Genomic DNA, 21,114 nt, shown 5'->3' on the forward strand with positions numbered 1-21,114 from the left:
GGCGGATGCTGCGTCATGTTCATTGCCGCGCGCGAGGGTGAGGGCACCAGCAGTGTCGCCGCCTCATTTGCGCTGCTGGCCGCTCGCAAAGCCCAGAAATCGGCCTGGCTCCTGGATCTCGACCTGCGCCGGAACGCGGCCTTTGCCGCCTTCGAGGATGGCTTTGCGCGCGGCGTCGGACGGCCGGGACGCGCTTACGATGCCTCGCTCAGGACGGAGCCGATCTACACCGTTTCCTCTCCCGTGAAGGGGCAGAGCGGTGCCGACGTGGCCAACAAGCTGCTGAGTGTTCATGAGATCGATCGCACGCGGCTGCTGGTCTCGCGGTTTCGCAACGAATTGCTGGGCCATGGACAGCGCGTGCGCCTGAAGTCGCAGCCTGAATGGTGGTCGCGGGTGCGCCAGGCCGCCGACTGGGTCGTGATCGACGCACCGGCCGTTACCCGCTCATCTGCCGGCCTGTCTTTTGTTTCCGAGGCCGACGGCGTGTTCATTGTCGTTCGCGCCGATTCTACAGGCCCCCAGGAAGTCGCTGCGCTGCGCGACGAGATTGCTGCCAGTGGCGGGCGCGTTGCAGGACTGGTGCTGAACAGGATGGGAAGCGATGCGCGTTTCGCAGACCGCCTCGCCGGCTAGAACGCCGCTGGAAACCTTCTTCCGCTTTTCTGAGTACGCGGTTGTCTTCCTCTGCCTGGTGATGTTCACGGAGGGCCTCCTGCCGCGCCTCTTCGCAAGCGAGACCGATCCTGAAAGCACGCTGCTGCGGATGCTTTGGCTGCCGGTCTACGGTTTTATCCTGCTTGGCTGTGCGAGCATGCCGATGCGGTTCTTCTCGGCGCTGCTCCGGATACCGTTCCTGGTCTTCATCCTGGTCCTGGCCTGTGCTTCGTGGAGCTGGTCAATCGACTCCGCGGTCACCGAGCGCCGGGCCATCGCAATTGTCGCGACGACGCTCGGCGGGCTGTTCATGGCGATGCGCTATGACTGGCGCACCATGTTGCGTCTGTTCGGTGCGGTCTGGCTGTTCATGGCGGTCGTATCAATCGTCTCCGGCATCGTTGCGCCAGGTTTTGCCGTGATGCAGGACGTCCACACGGGTGCATGGCGCGGCATGTGGTGGGAAAAGAATGCGCTCGGCGGACACATGGCGCGCGCGAGTTTCCTCATGGCCTTCCTGCTCCTGATGGACCGCCCGTGGCGCAAGCTGTGGGCGGCGGCCCTGGTCATGTGCGTGGCGCTCGTCCTGCTATCGACATCGAAGACCGCGCTGATCGGCCTGTTGTTCGGCATCGGTGTCCTGGTCGCTGGCGCATGGATGCGTCGCGGCGTTGTGTCGACCCTGTCCATGCTATGGGCGGGCGTTGTTCTTGTCGCCGGCGCGGCCATGGCGCTCGTCCTTGCTCCGGAATTTGTCTTTCAGCTGCTCGGCCGGGACGCGACGCTGACAGGGCGAACGGATATCTGGACCGCTTTGATGGATGCCATCGCCGCGCGGCCATGGCTCGGCTATGGCTATGGCGCGTTCTGGGGCGTGGATTCGCAGCCTGCCTACATGGTGCGGCTGGCGACCGAATGGGCCGTTCCCACCGCGCACAATGGGTGGCTGGAGACTGCCCTCTCGATTGGCCTTGTTGGCCTGGCCGGGCTCATCATGAGTTATCTGCTTTTTGTGTTCCGGGCTGCCCGACTGGCCGTAAGAGACTGGACCGGCCTTTTTGCGCTCGGTGTCGCGGGCCAGTTCCTGCTGTTCAGCCTGTCGGAGAGCATCGCCCTTCAGCAGAACACAATCGTCTGGGTGACGCTTGTATCTGTGGCGTCCAAAGTTGCGCTCAGCGTGTCAGCGCCTGCTCGAAGCCGTCAGTCGCAGCCGCCGAGACCTTCAGTGGTTGGCCGCCATGGCCCCGCCGCCCGGCGTGCCGGCATGTGAGGCCTGGGTTTCGTCGTCGGGTCTTGCGGCCTGGCGAACGGTCGATGCGCCGTAAAAGCGCATCTTCTTCCAGAAGAAAACCTTGCCGAGACCGCGGATCGCTTCGTCCAGCTGGTAGGCACGCCGCGGCTGGCGAGCTGCCCAAAGGCCGAGCCAGGCCGAGCCGTGCAGGACGAACTTGCCGGCACCGATCCCCATCCACATGAGGAGGCTGCCAATGCGCGGCGGGCTGGCCTTGCGCGCGAGCGTGCAGGGGCCCTGACCGTAGGCGAAAGCCCGGCGGAGGGTATAGGAGAGGCTGATGCGCTGGGGCAGCGGATGTTCGTTGACGCCTGCACTGGCGGCCCAGGCGAACTTGCCACCCGCTTCCGCTATGCGGGCAAACAGGACGTCGTCCTCACCGCCCACCTCATTCATTCGAGCGTCAAACCAGGGCTTGGTGCCCGGGATCTGGCGAGTGTCGAGCAATGCGTTCCCGCAGCCCCATGGCTTGTGGATGTAGCCATCGCGATGGCCGGGGTCGCGGGCGAAGAAGTGCTCGAAATAGGCGCGGTGCTCGGTGATGTAGTCGGGCAGCGCTGTCAGGACCGGGCCAAAGGTAACGGCCGCGCCGAACCGCTCGTGGGCTTCCAGAAGCTTTTCAAGCCAATGGATCGGGGCGGTCTGGTCGTCATCAAGGAAGGCGGCAAGCGGTGTGGTCAGCGCGTCCATGGCGGCGTTGCGAGCATTGGCGACACCGGGCTCCGGCGCATGAAGATAGGTCAGCGCGATCGCTTCAGGTGCTCGCGCCTCCAGTGCGTCATAGGCAAACCGGGCCGTCGCTTCGCGCGAGTTATCGACGATCAGGACCTTGAACCCGTCCTTGCGCATGCTCTGCCAGAAAAGGCTTTCGACAGCGCGGTGAAGGCTCTCGGGACGATTGAAGGTCGGAACAACGACGGTGACGGTTTCAGCGGTCATGCGACCTCCTTAGCGCGGATGGAGGCAAGCGCCACAGACGGCGTGACGATTTCCGCGCCAGTGTCGCGCGCAAGCCGCACCAGACGCCGCAGATGAGCCGGCGTGGTGCCCCATGCGCTGTGCTTCTCGCGAACGTCATGTGTGAAAATGAAGAGCAGGGCCGGTGAGGCGGCAGCCTTTTCGATGGCGTCAGCGGCGCGTGCGATGCTGGATTCGGTTTCGTCCAGCTCATAGGCCGACAGTTGCATGAGGTCGCTGCCCTGCACATTGGCGCCGGGTAGCACGCCGCGGGCGGCCATGAAGCGCGAGGTCAGCTTCGGCTTCAGCGAGGCGCGGGTTTCGCCATAGGGCCAGGCGAACTGCGTGACGGGCAGGGTATGCCCAAGCGCTGCCAGCCTGGCGATATTGGTATCGATATCGGCGAGCACTTCGGCGGTGCCGGTCCGCGCGCAATCGAGGTGTGTTTCGGTATGGGCGCCGATTTCGTGCCCGGCGGCAGCCAGGCGGCGAAGATCATGCGCATCGAACAGTTCGCCGGTCTGGTTCTTCGTGCCGACCATGCCGGTGCAGGCATAGAAACAACCCCTGGCGCCAACTTCATCGAGAATTTCGGCGCCTGTATCGGCAGCAGATTTTGGAAAATCATCAAAGGTGAAGCAGATTTTGGTGTGCTCTGGCGTCGCCGGCAAAGGATGGGCAACCGACCAGCGCGTCATGCGCCGAGCGATTTTGGCCGGTAGTGAGCGGTCTGGCTGGTATGGTTTCATGGTTCGTCCCCCCGATTTTTTTAGCGATACCTATGCAAGATGCTCGCCATAGCGGAAGGCCCGGTACAGCTTCAGCGCAGGCAGGCGCAGGCTGATCGGCAACCATTCCGTTTTCGCCACGGACCGGCAAAGACCCGTCCATGTGGCCTTGAAGGGCAGACGTTGCGACAACCGGGCTATTTTCCAGAGCTGCATCTGCCGGACAGCGTCCGGATGACGCTCGGCCAGCCGTGCAAAGTTTGCTCCGGAGCCGCCGAATTTCGCCAGAAGGGTTTCGGTATCGTCCAGGCCGAGATGCGTGGCCGTGTTCTCGATATGCCGGACGGGATACGTTTCTGCCACCCGCAGGCCCCAGTCGACATCCTCCCAGCCCCAGCCGCTGAAGCCGTCATCAAATCTGACGGTTTCGAGGATCTGCTTGTGGACGAGGATATTGGATGTGAAGACGTACCGTCCCGGCTCCTCGCAACGGGCTTCGGCCGACAGGCATTCCGACAGGGCAGACTGGGCCGCATGCAGCCGGGTCTTCTTGGTAGGTGTGACCTGGCGCAGCGTAAATCCGCCAGCGATCAGCGCCGGACCATCTGCCTGCTCGATCGACTTCACGTAGCGGCTGAGAAACAGGTCCGTGTCGGGTCGCATGTCCGCATCGACAAGCAGGATCCAGTCGCTCTCGGCCATCGCAACCAGACGGTTGCGTGCATGCGCGCGCCCTGCGTTCTGCGGCGCCGTGATCAGGCGGGCTGGCCCGGGATACTTCATGATGTGGCCGGCCAGCTGCTTGGTCAGCGTCTCATCGCCAGACCCGTCATCGAATAGCAGCAACCCCGTTTGCGGCGCTTCGGCAAGGCGCGACAGGCCCGACAGGAGTGGGGCGGCATGGTCGCGATAGCAGGGCACACAGATCGTAATCGCAGTGTCACACGTGACCTGGTTCGACAGGATTGCTTCGCCAGCTTCGGTGCGGTCAATGGAATAGGTGAGTGGTTCGCTCTCCGACGGATAGGCAGAGTCCGGCATCTTCTTCATGTGTCCTATCGCTGCCGCCGCCAGTCACCCAGCAGGCATGGTGCTGTGGCGAGCATGATGAAGAGGTCGAACCAGAAAGAGGCGCGGTTCACGTATTCCATATCCAGCCGGACGCGTTCGCGAACTTCCTCGCGCGAGTGAACAGGGCCCCTTGAGCCATTGATCTGAGCCCAGCCGGTAATGCCGGGTTTCACGCGGTGACGGTGGGCGTAGTCGCTCACCAGGCCCTGCACTTCTGCGTCTTCGGTGGTCATGCCGATCGCGTGCGGGCGCGGGCCGACGAGCGACATCTCCCCGCTCAGGACGTTGAGCAGTTGCGGCAGCTCGTCGATGGACGTCATGCGAATGAACTTGCCGACGCGGGTCACGCGGGGGTCGCGATGAACCGTCTGCTGGCCCATCCGGTTCTCGGCCTCAGGATCGTGCCGCATGGACCGGAACTTCCACACGCGGATGATCTGGTTGTTGAAGCCATGACGCTTCTGCCGGAAGAAGACGGGGCCAGGGCTGTCGAGCTTTACCGCGATCGCCGTCGCGAGCAGGATCGGGCTGAACAGGACAAGCAGCAGCGACCCGAACAGAATGTCCGCCGCACGCTTGATGACCACGCGGCGCAGATTGTCCGGAGCGCCGGACATGTAGGCGGCTGGCGAGCGGGCGATGCGGGCAAGCGATTCCGATTCCGGGTCGAATCCTTCAAGGTCCAGCAGCAGGACTACGCGCTGCGGCAGGACACGGAGCCGGTCGACCAACTGGCGCACGCGGACCCGGGCGTCCGAGGTCACGGTGACGATGATGCGGTCGATATCGGGAAGGCGGTCCCAGTTCATCAGGTCATCGAGCCGGCCGACGACGGGCACGCCGCCCATGGCAATGGGCGCGCGCGACAGGCGGTCGTCGAACACGCCGACAATGTTGAGCTCGCGTGATTCACTGTTGCGCTGGAGGAGCCGCCGGGCATTGGGCGTTGCGCCGACGAGCACGACGTTCTCCGACAGGACGCCATTGCGTGTCAGCACCTTGAACAGGACGATGACATGCGCATGCACGGCGACGGCGAAGGTGAAAGCGAGGCAGGCTGCACCAAGTACGATACTGGTATGGCGCGCCGGATAGAGCAGCGAAACAACGACGACCAGACCGGCCAGGGCGAGGCCTGAGCCTATGCTGCTGCGCAGTAGCATCTGAGAGACCGGCCGGGCGAAGGAGAGGTTGTAGGCATCCGCCCGTCGAAGGCCCCAGCTCATCACGACCGGGATGAAGACGAAAGGCAGCACGGCGGCGACGGATGACTGCAGCAAGCTGTATCCACCGGCATTCAGGAACAAGAAGGAGACGATGGCCGCGACGGCGATATCAGCCAGCTTCAAGGCCTCGCGCATCATCGGGCGGTTGATCGTCCGGTTTCGTGGCCGGATGCGCTCGGCTGCGTCGCTGAGGCTTGCCCGGCTCGTAAGGACGGGGGTCGGCACCGCGCCGCCGATATCTTCGGTTCGCTCCGGTGTCGCCGGGATGCCAAGTTGTTGAAGCCCATCGGCCATGCGGGAAGGACCTGCCTGAGGTTGCGTCCCCGCTTCATGCCAGAACAGGCTCAATATCGGGTTTCGCCGATCGGTGAAATTTTATGGATCGGCCGTTCCTGCATCGATCGAGTGGGCGTGTCGGGTGTGCCGGATTGGCAATGATGGCAACAGACGGGCGATTTTGCAGGCGTATTGGCCGCCAAGGTGCTGCCTAGATCCGGTCCTTGTACCACTCTCGGGTCAGGAAGCCGTCGATCATGTCGCAGACCAGCCCGATTTCGGTCAGGGTCTGGATGAACCGGTCGGGGTCGACCAGCGGCTTGAAGATCGAACCCGCCTCGAACTGGTTTCCAGCCTCAAGCGCGATCGTCATGTGCCCGTCTTCGAAAATGCCGCGCAGTTTGCCGCCCTGGAAATGGCGCTCCAGCGCGATCAAACGCTCCATCCGGTCGGGCGTCAGAAGGGTCCGCGCTTCGACCTGGTCGGTCGAGTGAACGGTGAAGGCGTCCTCAAGCTCCTTGGAGACGAGGTCGACCCGCTGCAGGTCACTGGCTCCCTTGCCGCGCTTCCACCACTTGTCACGGGCGATGATTGTCCGGCCGAGGAAGGGTTCGGGATAGTCGATATTGAAAAGAAGCCCCTGGAACTTGGTGACAGTGCGGCGGTTCTTGCCCGATCCCTGCTGTTCGGTGAGCTTGCACTCGACCATGGTGAAGTCGGCTTCGGCGCGCGTGCCCGATATCAGGTCCTCGAATTTGCGGCTGTCATAGGATGGCAGCAGGGCATAGGCTTTCAGCCGCTCGAAGGCTGGTGTCGGCGGTTCGTTCAATTCCTTGAGGTTGCCCGCCTGCGATTTCACCCAGTTGCCGAGGCTCGAGAAGCCGGAAATTCCGCTAAGGTCAGGATGCATGGTGTCATAGTTGAAGCCGAAGCATTCGCAGGCAGCGCCAACGACGAGCTGCTTGGTCTGGGACTTCATCGAGAAAACGGGAATCCAGACGGCCGCAGAAGCCAGTACGGTCAAGACGATCCCGGCAAAGATGCCGAACGGGAACATGACCTGGAAGCCGAGTACCCAGGTCAGCGCGATGACCGACAGCAGCGCAATCGAGCCGACAATGGCCGTCCGCTTGATGGCCTTGCCGATCACCGCCTTGCGCTCTTCCTCCATGCGCTCCAGCTGCGGCTGCAGGACGTCGCGCCACACAGCGATGGCCGGCTCGAATTCCGGGCGCTTGCTGCTGATACTGTCGAAATAGATGTCGAGCGCGGCCTGCATGGCTATCGGTCCCCTGGCTTATGCCAATCGCGTTATTCGCCTGTCTCGGACCAGAGGTTCCGGTCCGGTGAGGCAATGTGCGAAAGCCGGGTTAGCAAGCCGTGAAGCATGCGGGATTCTTCGGGTGACAGGGACGCCAGCAGTTCGCGCTCATAGGCCAGGGCACGGGGCTTGATCGCTGCATAGATTTCGCGGCCCTTGTCTGTCAGGCGCAACTCGGCCTTGCGCCGGTCGGCATCGTCGGACTTGCGCGAGATGATGTTGCGCTCTGTCAGGCTGGCGGCGGCCCGGCTGACGGCGGGCTTGTCCATCAGGGTACGATTGGCCACCTCAGTTGAGGTCAGCCCGTCGCTTTCGCCGAGCACGGCGATAATCCGCCATTGCCAGATCGATATATCGAACTCGCGCTCATACATGTCGGCGATCTTGCGTGAGACGGCATTCGACAGCACCGACAGCCGGTAGGGCAGGAATCCATCGAGTCTGAGGGTCTCCTGCGGATGGTCGGCCGATTTCGTCATGCTGTCTCCACGCTCCGGAACTTGATTTAGTTGCAAATGCAACTATTATGAGTCGGGTCATTCACAGGAGGATTAAGCACATGGCGGACCTGTTTGAAAATCCGGCCGGTCTGGACGGCTTTGAATTCATCGAGTTTTCTGCGCCTGAGAAGGGCCAGCTGGAACCGGTTTTCGAAGCGATGGGCTTCACGAAGGTCGCCCGCCACCGCTCCAAGGATGTCGAGCTTTGGCGTCAGGGCGGCATCAACCTGATCACCAATTACGAGAAGGGCTCGCCGGCCTACTATTTCGCCAAGGAGCATGGCGCCAGCGCCTGCGGGATGGGTTTCCGCGTGCGCGACGCGAAGGCGGCCTATGATCATCTCCTCGCGAATGATGCCGAGCCTTGCGATGTGCCAGCCGGCCCGATGGAGCTGAAGCTTCCAGCGATCCGCGGCATCGGCCATTCGCTCATTTATCTCATCGACCGCTACGATGATGGCGAGGGCGGCCTCTCCATCTATGACATCGATTTCGAATACCTGCCGGGCGTCGAGAAGTTCCCCGAAGGCTGTGGCTTCAAGCTCGTCGATCACCTGACACACAATGTCTACAAGGGCCGGATGAAGTACTGGGCGGACTTCTATGAGAAGCTCTTCAATTTCCGTGAGATCCGCTATTTCGATATCAAGGGTGAGTATACCGGCCTGACCTCCCAGGCACTGACCGCGCCTGACGGCAAGATCCGCATCCCGCTCAATGAAGAAGCCGAAGGTGGCAAAGGGCAGATTGAGGAATTCCTGCGTGAATATAATGGCGAAGGCATTCAGCACATCGCCCTCATTTGCGACGACCTCGTCGAAGCCTATGACAAGCTGAAAGCGCGCGGCGTGCCGATGATGACGCCGCCACCGGACACCTATTACGAAATGCTGAGCGAGCGCCTGCCGGGTCATGGCGAGGACGAGAATGCGCTCCGCACGCGCGGCCTCCTGCTCGACGGAACGACCGAGGGCGGCGAACCGCGTCTCCTCTTCCAGATCTTCGCAGAACCGCAGATCGGCCCGGTCTTCTTCGAGTTCATCCAGCGCAAGGGCGACTACAAGCAGGGCTTCGGCGAAGGCAACTTCAAGGCCTTGTTCGAAAGCATGGAACGTGACCAGATCAAGCGCGGCGCACTGAAGGTCGAGGACAAGGAAGACGCATGAAGCTGCCCCCGGTCATCGTCTTTGCCTTGCCCGTCCTCATCGGATGGGCCGCAGACAGACTTTGGCCGGTGACTGGCTTTTCATTCGCTGCGCAGGACGTCATTGCGGCCGTCATTCTCCTTTGTGGTGTGGGGCTGCTCCTGCTTGCGGTGACCGGCTTCCGGCTCAAGAAGACAACCGTCAATCCGCTCGATCCCGGCCAAGCCAGTGCGCTTGTCGATGATGGCATCTACAGGATTAGCAGGAACCCCATGTATCTCGGCATGGCCCTGTTCGTCCTCGGGGTCGGGCTCGGCCAGGGCTGGAGCGTGACGATCGCGCTTTTGCCTTTCGCGATCTGGTACATAAATCAGAACCAGATTCTGCCCGAAGAAGCGGCGCTCAGGAGCCGGTTCGGTGCCGATTATGAACACTACTGCCAGCGCGTTCGCCGCTGGATATAGACTTGGGAGAGGCCAAGATGACTGAAGCTCCAAAACTCGGCGGCGTTCACCACGTCGCCTATCGCTGCAAGGATGCCAAGGAGACGGTCGAGTTCTACAACAAGGTGCTCGGCATGGATTTCCAGCTCGCCATCGCGGAGGACAAGGTGCCCTCCACCGGCGCGCCGGACCCGTACATGCACGTCTTTCTCGATGCCGGGAACGGCAATGTGCTCGCCTTCTTCGAGCTGCCGACCAAGCCGGAGATGGACCGTGACCGCAACACGCCGGAATGGGTCCAGCACATCGCCTTCAAGGTTGCCACGATGGACGACCTGATGAACGCCAAGGCGCGGGCCGAGGAGATGGGGCTCGACGTTGTCGGGCCGACTCATCACGGCATCTTCAAGTCGATCTACTTCTTCGACCCCAACGGCCACCGGCTGGAGCTGGCCTGCGACATTGGCACGCCGGACCAGATGGCCCAGCTGAAATCGGTTGCCCAGGACATGCTGGACGAGTGGTCCCAGACCAAGAAGGCGCCTCGCCACGCGGCCTGGCTGCATGAGAAGATCGCCGACGAGACGGCCTAGCGCCTGAACCGGTCGCTACACTTCAGTCCTTCGGCTCCGCCCGCGTTATTCGGTCTGCTCGGCGGCGTTGAACGCGGCGATATAGCCGAGGGCCTCGACAAATGACTGCCTCAGCTCCTTCGGGACGGCGTCGAGCAGCTCTTTCTCGTGCGCTTTCAATTCCGCATCCGCGCGTTTGGCGACTTCCTTGCCCTGAGGTGACACAGTGAGCCCGTAGGAGCGGCCATCGACCGGTGTGCGGCTGACCAGGTCCTTGCTTTCGAGCCGGTTGACCAGCGGCGCCATATTGGCGCGGGCGATGCCGAGCGTCTGACAGGCTTCGCTCTGCGTGACACCCGGATTGGCCTGTATCAGCAGCAGGACTGACGCTTCCGCCAGGCGCAGGTCCAGGGGACGCAGCCGGTCGTAAATCGCATTAAGGTTGGCGTTGCTGGCATGCCTGAGCAGGTAGCCGGGATAGTCGGCGAACGGATTCTTGATCATCGCTGGTCCTTGTGCGCACGCCTTTGAATAAAGAGACTCCCCGAACCATTTGCAACGGCTGCGCCGCATGGACGAAGTGTCGGGGGGCGGCGGTGCCTGCATTCGCGGCAGAAATACAGGCAGCGGGCTCATAGGGTTTGGCCCTTGAAATGGATTTGCCTCGGGATGGCGCTGACGTCCCGGCCTTCTTCGGCGGACTGGCTTGAGACCGGTAAAGACAGGTCCAGCTGCAGTACGAAAAGAGTCTGATTCCAGTATGGCCACGGTATGATTCCAGTCTGGTGGTCCTGCAGGCTCCGTGGTGCCGCTCGAATCACGACAAATTCAGGAAAAGATCAGCCAGTGGTAGAGAAAAAATTATCCATAAGGTTTCAAGATTCTAGGCGTGGTTCTGCATCCCGCGTATCGTCGACAGGGGGTGGCATGCCGGATGAATTGCCGGGGGCGCGAGACGTCTGTACTCCGCGCAACTTTTTAGCAGCTGAAAAGTATTTTTTTGCACATGCCGTGCCGGATTATGCGGACGCTCCCCTGGAGCGTCTGGCGGTCGCATTTGTGCCACGCAGAATGCAGACGCCTTCTGTAGCACTTACAGCAAATTTCTCTTTCTTGCGCTCTCCTGCACGATGGCATGCTGGTGAAGGGCCGGACGGATTCTTGCGCCTGAAGCGCCGGCGTGTCGGGGCGGGCGACTGCCACAAGACACTGGTTGTGAACAAGTTTTTAACCAGCCCTGACTAGTCGGAAAACCAACCCGGGGGGAGGCAAAACGTCACCATGTACACGAACTGCGCACAAGAAGGTCCGAAGGCGGCAACGCCGTTAGTCGCGATTTTTCTTGGCAATTCAACTACCGGTGATAGGGGCGCTGGAAACGCGTGCGTTCAGGCACGTGAAGGCACTCCAATTTCCCCCGTTCGGTCGGCTATCAAACCCAATCTGGTTCCAGAAAACGAAACGGTCTCCGCAGGATGTGCAGTCGGGACGTCCGTGAACCAGGCATGCCAAAATCAAAATACATTCCGTTTCGTGGAGCCACAACAATGAACCCTTTTGCTAACCGGAAGCTCTCGCAAACGCTTCCAATGACGATTGTCGCCTTCAGCGTCTCGACCGCCGCGATCACGGCGGCGCTCGGCTATATGAGCGCTGACAATACGTTCCGTGAGCAAGCCAAGGAACAGCTCCATCATACCCTGAAAGCACATGAGCATTCTCTCAGTGCGTGGCTGGAATCGATCGAGGCCGATATTCGCGCAAACAGCGAAAACCCGACCGTCCGCGAAGCGATTGGCGGTTTCAGCGAGGCCTTTGCCGGGCTCGGCGCGAGTGCCAGCGAAGACCTCCGGCGCGCCTATTCCAGCGCGGAGAGCGATGGGGCCGGATTGCCGGCTGTGGTCTCTGAAACCGGCGAGTCGGTGAACTATCGCGACGTGCACGCCGACTATCACCCCTACTTCCAGGGCCTTCTGGAAGAAAAGGGCTATTACGATATCCTGCTGATGGACCGCAGCGGCAACGTCATCTACTCGGTTTCCAAGCAGGCTGATTTTGCATCGAATGCGCTTTCCGGGCCGGCTGCCGAGACCGATCTGTCACAGGCCTACAGCAAAGCGCGCTCAAACGCGTCGAGTGGTGATCTCGCTTTCCTCGACTTCAAGCCATATGCACCAAGCGATGGCGCTCCGGCCAGCTTCCTGTCCACGCCGATTACCGATGAAGCCGGAAACTTCATCGGCGTGCTAGCCTACCAGATGCCGATCGACCGGATGAATGAACTCGTGTCGCGCACCGAAGACCTCGGTGAGACCGGCTCTTCGGTCATTGTTGGCGGCGATTTCCTGATGCGCAACGACACGCCGCTCACCAGCGGGGACGACATCCTGGCGACCCGGGTCGACAATGAAGCGGTCCGCAAGGCGCTGGCCGGGCAGTCCGGCGTGATGGCGACGCCCGACCTTGCGGGGCGGGCCGCGTTCACAGCCTACGATTCCTTCGAGTTCGAAGGTGTGCGCTGGGCCTATCTTGCCAGCAAGACCAAGGCTGAGATCAACGCACCGGCGGCAACGGTCCGCAATCACATGGTGATCCAGATAGGGATCACGGCGCTGGTGCTCGGCGTGCTTGGGGTCATGGTGGCCCGCCGCGTAACGCGCCCGCTGACAGCTGTGCGCCAGGCCATGGAAGATGTGTCCAACAAGAAGTTCGAACTCGCCATTCCGCATACGGATCGTCAAGATGAGATCGGCGACATGGCGAAGACGCTCGATACGTTCAAGGAGAAGCTCGCTGAAGCTGACCTGATGGACCAGGAAACGGCAAAGACGGTTGAGGCGCTCGGCGAGGCGCTCGGCTCACTGTCCGGCGGCGACCTGACCTACCGCATCGAGAATGACTTCCATCCGAAATATGAGCAGCTGCGCCGCGACTTCAACTCGACCATGATCAACCTCGAAGAGGTGTTGAGCTCGGTCGTGTTGAGTTCCAACCAGATCGGTGACAGTGCCCGGGAAATCAGCCATGCAGCCGACGACCTGTCGCGCCGCACCGAAAGCCAGGCGGCTACGCTGGAAGAAACAGCAGCCGCGCTGGAGCAGATCACCTCGAGCGTGTCCTCCACAGCGTCGAGCGCCAAGCAGGCTTTCGATCTTGTCTCCTCGGCCCGCAACAGCGCGGAGTCGAGCAACAAGGTCGTCAACGATGCCGTGGCGGCCATGGGCAACATCGAATCCTCGTCCAATGAGATTGCCCAGATTATCGGCGTCATCGACGAGATCGCCTTCCAGACCAACCTCCTGGCGCTGAATGCTGGCGTTGAGGCGGCCCGGGCTGGCGATGCAGGCCGCGGGTTTGCGGTTGTCGCATCTGAAGTGCGGGCTCTGGCCCAACGGTCTTCGGAAGCCGCCAAGAAGATCAAGGACCTCATCACGCAGAGTTCGAGCCATGTGTCGGACGGCGTCGAGAATGTCGGCCAGACCGGCAAGGTGCTGAAGGAAATCGTCGAGGCTGTCGCGAAAGTCAGCGAATCCGTCGCCTCGATTTCAGCGGCCGCGCAGGAACAGTCGACGGGCGTCGCGGAGATCAACACCGCGGTCAACCAGCTCGACCAGGTCACGCAATCCAACGCAGCGATGGTCGAAGAGTCGACCGCGGCAAGCCATGCGCTGACCCAGGATGCCGAAAAGCTGATGCAGTTCGTGGCCCGCTTCCGGTTCAACCGCGCTGGCCAGACGGCCATGGCCGCACCGGCACCGACCGTTACCAAGAAGCCGGTCAATGCGGTCAGCGAGCAGCAGCAACGGGTGAAGGCCTTCGCTGAGACCCAGCTGAGCCAGGCACCCGCCGCCGCTCCGAAGCCTGCTTCACGGGGGACGAGCGCTCTGAAATTCGAGCCGGACACATCAGTGGACGATGAGGACTGGAACGATTTTTAAATCAATCTGACTGACGCTGCTGCGTTCCATCCCGGGAACGCAGCACGTCTCGTTTCCCTCTTCATCGAGTAGCATCCATGCCCGTTCGTGTTCTCATTGTAGATGATTCACCGGTCATTCGGGCGATCATGAAGTCGGTGCTTCGCCAGGATCCCGAAATCGAAGTGATCGGAGAAGCTGGAGACCCCTACGAGGCGCGCGAGGCCATCAAGCGCCTCAATCCCGATGTGATAACGCTCGACGTGGAAATGCCGCGTATGTCGGGCGTCGAGTTCCTGAAGAAGATCATGCAGCTTCGCCCGATGCCGGTTGTCATGGTATCGAGCCTGACGGCAGCCGGCAGCGAGAAAGCCATCGACGCGCTGGCAATTGGTGCTGTGGACTGCATCGGCAAGCCTGTTGGCGGCGACACGCCCAATCCCTTCCTTGAGCTGCCCGCCATCCTCAAGAATGCAGCGCGCGCATCCACAAATGTACAGTATGCTGAGCAGAAAACGGTTCGGCGAGAAGCCTACAATCCTGCCGACAAGGTTGTGTTCATCGGCGCCTCGACGGGTGGTGTGGATGCATTGTTCCGTATACTGCGTTCATTTCCGGCCAGCTGTCCGCCAACGCTGATCGTGCAGCACATGCCATCCGGGTTCACCGCGAGTTTCGCCTCCCGCCTGAACCATCATTGCGCGCCGACCGTCCGGGAAGCGACGCATGGCACCGTGTTGCGGCCCGGCCACGTTTATATTGCACCGGGCGGCGACCGGCACCTGGAGGTGTCCGGCAAGCACGAGCCGACCTGCCTTCTTGTCGACGGGCCGCCTGTGAGCGGGCATAGTCCATCAGTGGACAGACTTTTTATGACAGCGTCAGCGCTTGGGCCTCGGGCTGTGGGCGTGCTGCTTACCGGTATGGGGCGCGACGGCGCTGACGGCCTGAAAGCCATTCGCGACCGGGGCGGCTATACGATCGCCCAGTCCGAAGCGACCTGTGTCGTCTATGGCATGCCGCGTGTTGCCGCCGAAATCGGTGCGGTGAATATCCAGCTTCCCCTCAACATGATCGCCGCGGAGACCTTGAAGGCCGCCGGCGAATGGATCACAGCATGACCGCACTGCAACCCACCCAGCCGATACTGGCGAGCCGGCACAACATCATCCAGGGCGAGTTCGCGACGTCGGGCGATCCGGGTGTCATGCTGACCACGCTGCTTGGCTCCTGTGTGGCGGTCTGTCTGTACGATCTGACGGTCCATGTCGGCGGAATGAACCATTTCCTGCTGCCTGAGACGGGCAATGCAGACACTGCCAACCTGTCCTACGGCGTGAACTCGATGGAACTGCTCATCAACGACCTGTTGAAGCAGGGCGCCTCGCGCATCCGGATGGAGGCCAAGGTCTTTGGCGGTGCCCGGATGATTGCCGGCCTGTCGGATATCGGCGAGCGCAATTCGAGCTTCGCGCTCAAATTCCTGCAGATGGAGGGCATACCCGTCGTGTCGCAATGCATCGGCGGCACACGGGCGCGCAAGCTGCGCTTCTGGCCGGCAACGGGACGGGTGCAGCATGCCTTCGTGGCGCTGGCGCCGGATGCCGTGAAAGTGCCGGTCGCGCCGCCGCCGCCGCGTCATGTGCCGGGCGACGATATCGAACTCTTCTAGAGGCCCCGCGCGGCGTTCCATCCGGTCTGTGCCGGCTCAGAACGCGGCCAAGGCGCGCCTTGCGATGCCGGCGGCAACAACAACCCTCTCTGAGACAAAAAACGCGCCCTGCCGGCCTGGCAGGCGCGCGTGTAGGCCTTCGACAATGGAAAAGCGGGGAGACGCGCGGGCGCGTCAGAAAAGAGTGACGGTGTCGGCCTCGTCCGGCATGCCGGGCTGCTCGCCGGGATGGAGCAGCATGTCGCGCACCACGGCAAGCGTACTGGCCTCGACCAGCGGCTCGAGCCCTTCGGGCGCTTCAAGGCCGGCGGCATGGGCCGAGCGCATGACGTCGGCGAGGGCGCCAAGCGTCTGCGTCAGGCGGTCGACATTCTGGATGTGACGCGATTCCTCGACCGAGAGGATTGAGTGGTCGGCGATATAGGTCGACAGCGTGTCCTGGATATGCAGGCAGTGCGCCTGGCAATCGGTCAGCAGGCGAGCGGCGCCTTGCCAGAAATCGGAAGAGTGGCCGTAGGAAACAGGGTCGCGTCTGGCGGTGGCGGTCTTGGACATTCTTATAGTTTTCCGACAACCGCTTCGACGGTCTTGCGCAGCGAGTCCGCGTTGAAAGGCTTGGGCAGGAAGTTGTTCATGCCGTAGGAGCGGCCGACGCGGATGATGTCGGGACTGCTGGATCCGGAGACGAGGATAAAGCCGACGCGGGCGGTCTGCTTGTTGGTGCGGATGGCCTTCAGGAATTCCAGCCCGTTCTTTCCGGGCATGTTGTAATCGGAAATGACAAGGTGCACCGGCGTGCGAAGCATGAAATTCAGCCCGGCGTTCGCGTCCGCCTCGGTAAAGACATTCCGAATGCCAAAGGATTCAAGCGTGTTTTGAAGAATACCCCGGCTGGTCGACATGTCGTCCACCACCAAGACTCTCAGAGAATCCTTGTTTGACACCGCTTATTCTCCAGTTCGAAAGGTATAGAAGCCGTTTAATTGCTGACCTTACGCAAGCAAACGTAAAACAAGTATTGCGCTAACTGTAATCCATCTAAGAGCGAGAATAGTGGAAAACAGACAGTGTAGATTTGCCGCTTCACTCAGCGGTTCAGCTGTTTTTTCTATAGGTTGTAAGGCCAGCTGTAGAAAACCTTGCCGCAGCTGGACCGTTCACGCGTTCGGAGTGTCCGATGAACAAGTAACCGCCGGGGGCCAGCACACGCTCGAAGCCGTTCCAGACACCGTGTTGCGTCGGGGCATCGAAGTAGATCGTGGTATTCCGGCAGAAAATGATGTCGAACGGGCCTTTGACGGGCCAGGCCGGACTGATCAGGTTCAGCGGCTTGAAGGCGACCAGCTGTTTGACCGCGGCGCCAACTTCGTATTTCGATGCGTCGCCATCAGGGGCCGCGCTGAAGGCGTTGCGTCGCATATCGGCCGGGATCATTTCGATGTCTTCGGCATCGTAGATGCCCTGACGGCCCTGATGAAGGATATGCTTGTCGATATCGGTGGCCAGGATCTTGACATCCAGCTTGCCGGCGTCCGGCAGGAGCGACAGCAGCGTCAGGGCGATCGAGTAGGGCTCTTCGCCGCTGGAGCAGCCAGCCGACCAGATGCGCACCCGTCCACCCTTGCGGGCCTTTTCGACCAAGGGTGGCAGCGTCACTGTCTTGAGAATTTCGAAGTGGTGCGGCTCGCGGAAGAAACGTGTGACATTGGTCGTCAGCGCCGAGAGGAGTTCCAGCCGCTCTGCCTTGCCCTGTGGGGTGTCGAGGAAGTCGCAATACTCGCGAAAGCTTGTCATGCCGGTCGCGCGAAGCCGCTTGGACACGCGTGAGTGGACCAGCGTTCGCTTGCTCTCCGGCAGGCAGATGCCAGCCTCTGTCTTGATCGAGTCGGCGATGCGGGTGAATTCGTTGTCGCCCAGCCCTTCGATCCGGGTGGCGGAAACAGACGGATCGGCGTTCGCTACGCTAGCGCTCATGCGGCAAGGTTTTCCGGTTCAACGTGCGCGATGCGCGACAGGTCGACGATCCGGATCATGCCTTCTTCGCGCGTCACGACGCCCTTGAAGAACTCCTTGGCGGATTCCGAGGCGATGTCCGGGATCGGCTGCATGCTCTCGGTGCTCAGGGACAGGATGTCAGAAACGGCATCGACCTTCATGCCGACCAGCTGATCGGCGTTCTGGGTCACGACGATCACGGTCGACGCGTCCGGCTCGCGCACGGGCATGCCGACGCGGGCTGCGAAATCGATGATCGGCAGGATGGCACCGCGCAGATTGATCACGCCGCAGATATGGTCCGGGGCGCGCGGGATGCGCGTCGGTTCGGTCCAGCCGCGAATTTCCTTCACGGACATGATGTCGACGCAGAATTCCTGTTCGCCGACCCAGAAGGAGATGAACTTGTCTTCGTGTTCACGACGCTGGTTTTGCTGTTCAGCCATTTGCATACTCCGATCTATGCGGCCCGAATGACGTCTGAGAGCCGGTTGCGGCCTGTTGCCAGGGCGGCAACATCCAGAATGAGTGCGATTTCGCCATTACCCAGAATGGTCGCGGCGGCGATGCCCGGGACCGAGTGATAGTTTTCTTCGAGGCCCTTGATGACGACCTGGCGCTGATCAAGGATCTGGTCGACGATAAAGGCGGTCCGTGAACCGCCTTCGGTTTCCGTGAGCACGACGACGTGGTGCGAGAGCTTGTCCAGCGGCGGACGGTAACCCAGCTCGCAGGCAACATCGACCAGTGGAACGAATTCGCCGCGGACCATGATGCCCCGGTCGGCATTCGACAGGCCGTGAACCTGTGAAGGATTGAGCTTGAGCGTTTCCACCACATCGGTCAGCGGCACCACCTTCGTCTGGTCGGCGACGCGGACCAGCATGCCATCAAGGATGGCAAGCGTCAGCGGCAGGCTGATCGTGAAGGTCGTGCCCTTGCCGGGCGTCGAGGACAGGGTCACCCGGCCGCCGAGCGACTGGATGGCCTTCTTCACGACATCCATGCCGACCCCGCGCCCCGAGAGGTTCGAGACATTCTTGGCGGTCGAGAAGCCCGGCATGAAGAGAAGGTTGTCGATTTCCGCTTCGCTCAGGGCAGCATCAGGGTCGATCAGCCCCTTTTCGACGGCGATTTCGCGCACGCGCGTGCGGTTGATGCCGGCGCCATCGTCGGCGATTTCAATGATTACGCGTCCGGAGCGGTGAGACGCGGTCAGGTGAACCGTGCCTTCCTCGCTCTTGCCGGCGGCGGCACGGTCTGCCGTCTGCTCGAGGCCATGGTCGACCGCGTTGCGGATCATGTGCGTCAGCGGATCGGAGAGGCGCTCAATGACGGTCTTGTCGACCTCGGTGCCTTCACCCTCGGTCACCAGGCGGACCGATTTGCCGGTGGCGGCGGCCGCTTCGCGCACAATGCGTGACATGCGCTGGAACAGTGGTTTGACCGGCTGGGCGCGGATCGCCATGACGCCTTCCTGGATGGCGCGGGTCAGGCGCTTGAACTCATCGAGGCCATCCATCAGCGGTGAATCCTGCGGTACACCGGAATTGGACACGGCCTGGGCCAGCATGGACTGGTTGATGACGAGTTCACCGATCAGGTTGATCAGGCGGTCAACGCGGTCCAGCTCGACCCGGACGGTCGCTGTCGGCCCGGCGCGCGATGACTCGGCGCGGGCGGGCGAGGCGCCGGAAGATTTCTCGGTTTCGGCTGGCGCGGCCTCTGCCGCAGCCGGTTCCGGCAGCTCGGGCAGGTCCGGGATGGCGGCCGGTTCATCGGCATCTGGTGACGGCGTGGCAAGTTCCCAGCCGGGTTCTTCGCCCTCATCAGGGGCGCCGAGCGGCGGAAGATCGATCTCTGGCAACGCGTCAGCGGCGGCACCGAAGCTTATCGTCAGGTCGCAATCGCCTTCGACGAACTCGAAGATCTCACGAATGTCGTCTTCGCTGACGGTCTCGCCCTTCAGCGTGATGTCCCAGGACAGGCAGGATTGGGCGGTGTCGATGTCCGCCAGGTCGGGCAGGGCGTCGGTGTTGCAGGTCACCTCGGTCTCGCCCAGCTCTGCGAGGGCGCGCAGCAGGAGCACGGGATCGTTCCCGCGCTCGAAAATCGTGGCGTGCGGCTTGAAGCTGATCGTCCAGCTGTCGCCGCCAGGCGCGGGCAGGTCATCCTCGACGTCGCCGAAATCCATGGAGAAATCGAGCGGAATGGCTTCGAACTCCACTTCGCCGGCATCGGACCCGTCGGAATCGATGAGCGCGTCGAGTTCGAGCATGATCGCGTTCATGCGTTCGGTATCGACCGAATCGCCAACCGAAGCGGCTTCGACGAGGTCCGACAGCTGGTCAGCCGAGCGGAAGAAGACCGACATCAGAGCAGGCGTCAGCTCCATGCGGTCCGCGCGCACTTCGTCGAGCACCGTCTCGAATGTGTGGGCGAATTTTACGAGCTCATCCAGCGAGAACGCACCGGCGCCGCCCTTGATGGAGTGAACCGCGCGGAAAATGGCGTTGACGGTTTCGGGGTCTTCATCGCCGCCTTCGATGGCCGCGAGGCCTTCCATGAGGGCCTGGAGCAGGTCTTCGCATTCAAGGAAGAAGGTCTGCCTGATTTCGTCCATCGGATCCATGCGGTTCTGCGTCCTTTCGGGGTCAGGCGGCGACGCGCCGGATGACGTTGACGAGCTTGTCGCGGTCGAACGGTTTCACGATCCAGCCGGTTGCGCCGGCATCGCGGGCGCGCTGCTTGAGTTCCGGGGCGCTTTCAGTGGTCAGCGTGAGGATCGGGACCTGCTTGTACTGGTCGATCGAGCGCACTGATTCGATGAAGCCGAAACCATCCATGCGCGGCATGTTGATATCGGTGATAATGACGTCGGGCGTGCACTCATTGAGCACTTCCAGACCGTGCACGCCGTCATCGGCGGTGTGTACTTCGAAACCGGCGCTGGCCAGGGCGGCCTTCACCATGTCCCGCATCGTTCTTGAATCGTCGACCGCGAGAATCCGCAATGTCATGTATCGGCTCCTGACTCTGGAAAAAGCTCATCCTGCAGCCCGGTGAGCTGGACGATTCGAATGAAGTCCGCCTCCGGGTTGACGATGGCGAAGGGCTGGCCGTCACTGGCCCAGCTGCGTTTCGCAGACACTAGAAGCTGTACGGCCTGGCCGCCGCAGCGCACGACGTTCGACGCGTCGAGCTCGAGCGGCTGTCCGCGCCGGGCAAGCAGGTCCGCTTTCAGGGCTTCACAGAAGGCGCCTGACAGATCGTCCGGAAGTGTAATGCTGTTAGCTCCGTCCAGGGCGCTCATCTTTGCGCCTCCGCACAGGCTGCGAATTGC

General features: G+C 61.8%; 23 protein-coding genes. 9 read left to right on the forward strand and 14 right to left on the reverse strand.

What is annotated here, in order from left to right:
- The first annotated feature begins 15 nt into the window (after nt 1-15).
- Together D1223_RS02840 and D1223_RS02845 are read left to right on the forward strand one after the other, a co-directional pair.
- A complete protein-coding gene (locus D1223_RS02840; RefSeq protein WP_233350163.1) occupies nt 16-636 on the forward strand; it encodes a P-loop NTPase family protein in 621 nt (206 codons plus the stop codon).
- Nucleotides 605-1,927 carry an O-antigen ligase family protein gene (locus D1223_RS02845; RefSeq protein WP_119374883.1) on the forward strand — a complete coding sequence of 441 codons (1,323 nt, stop codon included), beginning with the start codon at nt 605-607 and terminating at the stop codon, nt 1,925-1,927. The genes D1223_RS02840 and D1223_RS02845 overlap by 32 nt, the downstream gene beginning before the upstream one ends.
- Here the strand turns inward: D1223_RS02845 and D1223_RS02850 are convergent.
- The 6 genes from D1223_RS02850 to D1223_RS02875 all read right to left on the reverse strand — a co-directional run bounded on the left by D1223_RS02850 (nt 1,880) and on the right by D1223_RS02875 (nt 8,006).
- Nucleotides 1,880-2,887 carry a glycosyltransferase family 2 protein gene (locus tag D1223_RS02850; protein ID WP_119374884.1) on the reverse strand — a complete coding sequence of 336 codons (1,008 nt, stop codon included), beginning with the start codon at nt 2,885-2,887 and terminating at the stop codon, nt 1,880-1,882. The genes D1223_RS02845 and D1223_RS02850 overlap by 48 nt on opposite strands.
- Nucleotides 2,884-3,654, reverse strand: a complete 771-nt coding sequence (locus D1223_RS02855; RefSeq protein ID WP_119374885.1) for a polysaccharide deacetylase family protein — start codon at nt 3,652-3,654, stop codon at nt 2,884-2,886. The genes D1223_RS02850 and D1223_RS02855 overlap by 4 nt, the downstream gene beginning before the upstream one ends.
- Before the next feature lie 30 nt (nt 3,655-3,684).
- A complete protein-coding gene (locus D1223_RS02860; RefSeq protein WP_119374886.1) occupies nt 3,685-4,683 on the reverse strand; it encodes a glycosyltransferase family 2 protein in 999 nt (332 codons plus the stop codon).
- Between the two features lie 5 nt (nt 4,684-4,688).
- Complete coding sequence (locus D1223_RS02865; RefSeq protein ID WP_119374887.1) at nt 4,689-6,224, reverse strand: exopolysaccharide biosynthesis polyprenyl glycosylphosphotransferase; 1,536 nt, start codon at nt 6,222-6,224, stop codon at nt 4,689-4,691.
- A gap of 193 nt (nt 6,225-6,417) precedes the next feature.
- Nucleotides 6,418-7,485, reverse strand: a complete 1,068-nt coding sequence (locus D1223_RS02870) for a DUF3137 domain-containing protein (protein ID WP_119374888.1) — start codon at nt 7,483-7,485, stop codon at nt 6,418-6,420.
- A gap of 32 nt (nt 7,486-7,517) precedes the next feature.
- A complete protein-coding gene (locus D1223_RS02875; RefSeq protein ID WP_119374889.1) occupies nt 7,518-8,006 on the reverse strand; it encodes a MarR family winged helix-turn-helix transcriptional regulator in 489 nt (162 codons plus the stop codon).
- 80 nt (nt 8,007-8,086) lie between these two features.
- Here D1223_RS02875 and hppD point away from each other — a divergent pair, with 80 nt between their 5' ends.
- From hppD to D1223_RS02890, 3 genes are read left to right on the forward strand one after another with little or no spacing between them, the layout of a single operon-like run.
- Complete coding sequence (gene hppD, locus D1223_RS02880; RefSeq protein WP_119374890.1) at nt 8,087-9,193, forward strand: 4-hydroxyphenylpyruvate dioxygenase; 1,107 nt, start codon at nt 8,087-8,089, stop codon at nt 9,191-9,193.
- A complete protein-coding gene (locus D1223_RS02885) occupies nt 9,190-9,636 on the forward strand; it encodes a methyltransferase family protein (RefSeq protein WP_119374891.1) in 447 nt (148 codons plus the stop codon). Before hppD ends, D1223_RS02885 begins: the two co-directional genes overlap by 4 nt.
- A gap of 17 nt (nt 9,637-9,653) precedes the next feature.
- Nucleotides 9,654-10,208 carry a VOC family protein gene (locus D1223_RS02890; RefSeq protein ID WP_119374892.1) on the forward strand — a complete coding sequence of 185 codons (555 nt, stop codon included), beginning with the start codon at nt 9,654-9,656 and terminating at the stop codon, nt 10,206-10,208.
- 45 nt (nt 10,209-10,253) lie between these two features.
- Here the strand turns inward: D1223_RS02890 and D1223_RS02895 are convergent, their stop codons facing one another.
- On the reverse strand, nt 10,254-10,691 hold the full coding sequence (locus D1223_RS02895; RefSeq protein ID WP_158588382.1) for a MarR family winged helix-turn-helix transcriptional regulator: 438 nt from the start codon (nt 10,689-10,691) through the stop codon (nt 10,254-10,256).
- 423 nt (nt 10,692-11,114) lie between these two features.
- On the opposite strand from D1223_RS02895, the gene D1223_RS18700 reads away from it, so the two are divergent.
- The 4 genes from D1223_RS18700 to D1223_RS02910 all read left to right on the forward strand — a co-directional run bounded on the left by D1223_RS18700 (nt 11,115) and on the right by D1223_RS02910 (nt 15,776).
- A complete protein-coding gene (locus D1223_RS18700) occupies nt 11,115-11,432 on the forward strand; it encodes a hypothetical protein (RefSeq protein ID WP_147372651.1) in 318 nt (105 codons plus the stop codon).
- 302 nt (nt 11,433-11,734) lie between these two features.
- Nucleotides 11,735-14,125, forward strand: coding sequence for a methyl-accepting chemotaxis protein (locus D1223_RS02900; protein WP_158588383.1), 2,391 nt, complete (start codon nt 11,735-11,737; stop codon nt 14,123-14,125).
- A gap of 77 nt (nt 14,126-14,202) precedes the next feature.
- Entirely contained in the window at nt 14,203-15,225 is a 1,023-nt protein-coding gene (locus D1223_RS02905; RefSeq protein ID WP_119374895.1) for a protein-glutamate methylesterase/protein-glutamine glutaminase, read from the forward strand.
- Entirely contained in the window at nt 15,222-15,776 is a 555-nt protein-coding gene (locus D1223_RS02910; RefSeq protein ID WP_119375259.1) for a chemotaxis protein CheD, read from the forward strand. The genes D1223_RS02905 and D1223_RS02910 overlap by 4 nt, the downstream gene beginning before the upstream one ends.
- Nucleotides 15,777-15,950: 174 nt before the next feature.
- Here D1223_RS02910 and D1223_RS02915 read toward each other — a convergent pair whose 3' ends face one another.
- From D1223_RS02915 to D1223_RS02945, 7 genes are all read right to left on the reverse strand, one after another.
- Complete coding sequence (locus D1223_RS02915; RefSeq protein WP_119374896.1) at nt 15,951-16,331, reverse strand: hypothetical protein; 381 nt, start codon at nt 16,329-16,331, stop codon at nt 15,951-15,953.
- A gap of 2 nt (nt 16,332-16,333) precedes the next feature.
- Nucleotides 16,334-16,720 (reverse strand): response regulator, encoded by a 387-nt coding sequence (locus D1223_RS02920; RefSeq protein ID WP_119374897.1) that lies wholly within the window; start codon nt 16,718-16,720, stop codon nt 16,334-16,336.
- Nucleotides 16,721-16,871: 151 nt separating this feature from the next.
- The gene (locus D1223_RS02925) at nt 16,872-17,750 is read right to left on the reverse strand and encodes a CheR family methyltransferase (RefSeq protein WP_119374898.1); all 879 of its coding nucleotides are present in this window, start codon (nt 17,748-17,750) and stop codon (nt 16,872-16,874) included.
- On the reverse strand, nt 17,747-18,217 hold the full coding sequence (locus D1223_RS02930; protein ID WP_119374899.1) for a chemotaxis protein CheW: 471 nt from the start codon (nt 18,215-18,217) through the stop codon (nt 17,747-17,749). Before D1223_RS02930 ends, D1223_RS02925 begins: the two co-directional genes overlap by 4 nt.
- A gap of 14 nt (nt 18,218-18,231) precedes the next feature.
- Entirely contained in the window at nt 18,232-20,403 is a 2,172-nt protein-coding gene (locus tag D1223_RS02935) for a chemotaxis protein CheA (protein WP_119374900.1), read from the reverse strand.
- Nucleotides 20,404-20,425: 22 nt separating this feature from the next.
- The gene (locus tag D1223_RS02940; RefSeq protein WP_119374901.1) at nt 20,426-20,791 is read right to left on the reverse strand and encodes a response regulator; all 366 of its coding nucleotides are present in this window, start codon (nt 20,789-20,791) and stop codon (nt 20,426-20,428) included.
- Entirely contained in the window at nt 20,788-21,084 is a 297-nt protein-coding gene (locus D1223_RS02945) for an STAS domain-containing protein (protein ID WP_119374902.1), read from the reverse strand. The genes D1223_RS02940 and D1223_RS02945 overlap by 4 nt, the downstream gene beginning before the upstream one ends.
- Between the last annotated feature and the right edge of the window lie 30 nt (nt 21,085-21,114).

This window comes from Henriciella mobilis, from assembly GCF_003576285.1.
Taxonomy (GTDB): Bacteria; Pseudomonadota; Alphaproteobacteria; order Caulobacterales; family Hyphomonadaceae; genus Henriciella; species Henriciella mobilis.

What these genes read in the sequence shown, in the direction of transcription:
- D1223_RS02935 (WP_119374900.1), bottom strand. Translation starts at nt 20,403, where the DNA reads ATGGATCCGATGGACGAAATCAGGCAGACCTTCTTCCTTGAATGCGAA.
- D1223_RS02885 (WP_119374891.1), top strand. Translation starts at nt 9,190, where the DNA reads ATGAAGCTGCCCCCGGTCATCGTCTTTGCCTTGCCCGTCCTCATCGGA.
- D1223_RS02945 (WP_119374902.1), bottom strand. Translation starts at nt 21,084, where the DNA reads ATGAGCGCCCTGGACGGAGCTAACAGCATTACACTTCCGGACGATCTG.
- D1223_RS02930 (WP_119374899.1), bottom strand. Translation starts at nt 18,217, where the DNA reads ATGGCTGAACAGCAAAACCAGCGTCGTGAACACGAAGACAAGTTCATC.
- D1223_RS02875 (WP_119374889.1), bottom strand. Translation starts at nt 8,006, where the DNA reads ATGACGAAATCGGCCGACCATCCGCAGGAGACCCTCAGACTCGATGGA.
- D1223_RS02905 (WP_119374895.1), top strand. Translation starts at nt 14,203, where the DNA reads ATGCCCGTTCGTGTTCTCATTGTAGATGATTCACCGGTCATTCGGGCG.
- D1223_RS02865 (WP_119374887.1), bottom strand. Translation starts at nt 6,224, where the DNA reads ATGGCCGATGGGCTTCAACAACTTGGCATCCCGGCGACACCGGAGCGA.
- D1223_RS02850 (WP_119374884.1), bottom strand. Translation starts at nt 2,887, where the DNA reads ATGACCGCTGAAACCGTCACCGTCGTTGTTCCGACCTTCAATCGTCCC.
- D1223_RS02910 (WP_119375259.1), top strand. Translation starts at nt 15,222, where the DNA reads ATGACCGCACTGCAACCCACCCAGCCGATACTGGCGAGCCGGCACAAC.
- D1223_RS02900 (WP_158588383.1), top strand. Translation starts at nt 11,735, where the DNA reads ATGAACCCTTTTGCTAACCGGAAGCTCTCGCAAACGCTTCCAATGACG.
- D1223_RS02870 (WP_119374888.1), bottom strand. Translation starts at nt 7,485, where the DNA reads ATGCAGGCCGCGCTCGACATCTATTTCGACAGTATCAGCAGCAAGCGC.
- hppD (WP_119374890.1), top strand. Translation starts at nt 8,087, where the DNA reads ATGGCGGACCTGTTTGAAAATCCGGCCGGTCTGGACGGCTTTGAATTC.
- D1223_RS02895 (WP_158588382.1), bottom strand. Translation starts at nt 10,691, where the DNA reads ATGATCAAGAATCCGTTCGCCGACTATCCCGGCTACCTGCTCAGGCAT.
- D1223_RS02915 (WP_119374896.1), bottom strand. Translation starts at nt 16,331, where the DNA reads ATGTCCAAGACCGCCACCGCCAGACGCGACCCTGTTTCCTACGGCCAC.
- D1223_RS02855 (WP_119374885.1), bottom strand. Translation starts at nt 3,654, where the DNA reads ATGAAACCATACCAGCCAGACCGCTCACTACCGGCCAAAATCGCTCGG.
- D1223_RS02940 (WP_119374901.1), bottom strand. Translation starts at nt 20,791, where the DNA reads ATGACATTGCGGATTCTCGCGGTCGACGATTCAAGAACGATGCGGGAC.
- D1223_RS02925 (WP_119374898.1), bottom strand. Translation starts at nt 17,750, where the DNA reads ATGAGCGCTAGCGTAGCGAACGCCGATCCGTCTGTTTCCGCCACCCGG.
- D1223_RS02840 (WP_233350163.1), top strand. Translation starts at nt 16, where the DNA reads ATGTTCATTGCCGCGCGCGAGGGTGAGGGCACCAGCAGTGTCGCCGCC.
- D1223_RS02845 (WP_119374883.1), top strand. Translation starts at nt 605, where the DNA reads ATGCGCGTTTCGCAGACCGCCTCGCCGGCTAGAACGCCGCTGGAAACC.
- D1223_RS02890 (WP_119374892.1), top strand. Translation starts at nt 9,654, where the DNA reads ATGACTGAAGCTCCAAAACTCGGCGGCGTTCACCACGTCGCCTATCGC.
- D1223_RS02860 (WP_119374886.1), bottom strand. Translation starts at nt 4,683, where the DNA reads ATGAAGAAGATGCCGGACTCTGCCTATCCGTCGGAGAGCGAACCACTC.
- D1223_RS18700 (WP_147372651.1), top strand. Translation starts at nt 11,115, where the DNA reads ATGCCGGATGAATTGCCGGGGGCGCGAGACGTCTGTACTCCGCGCAAC.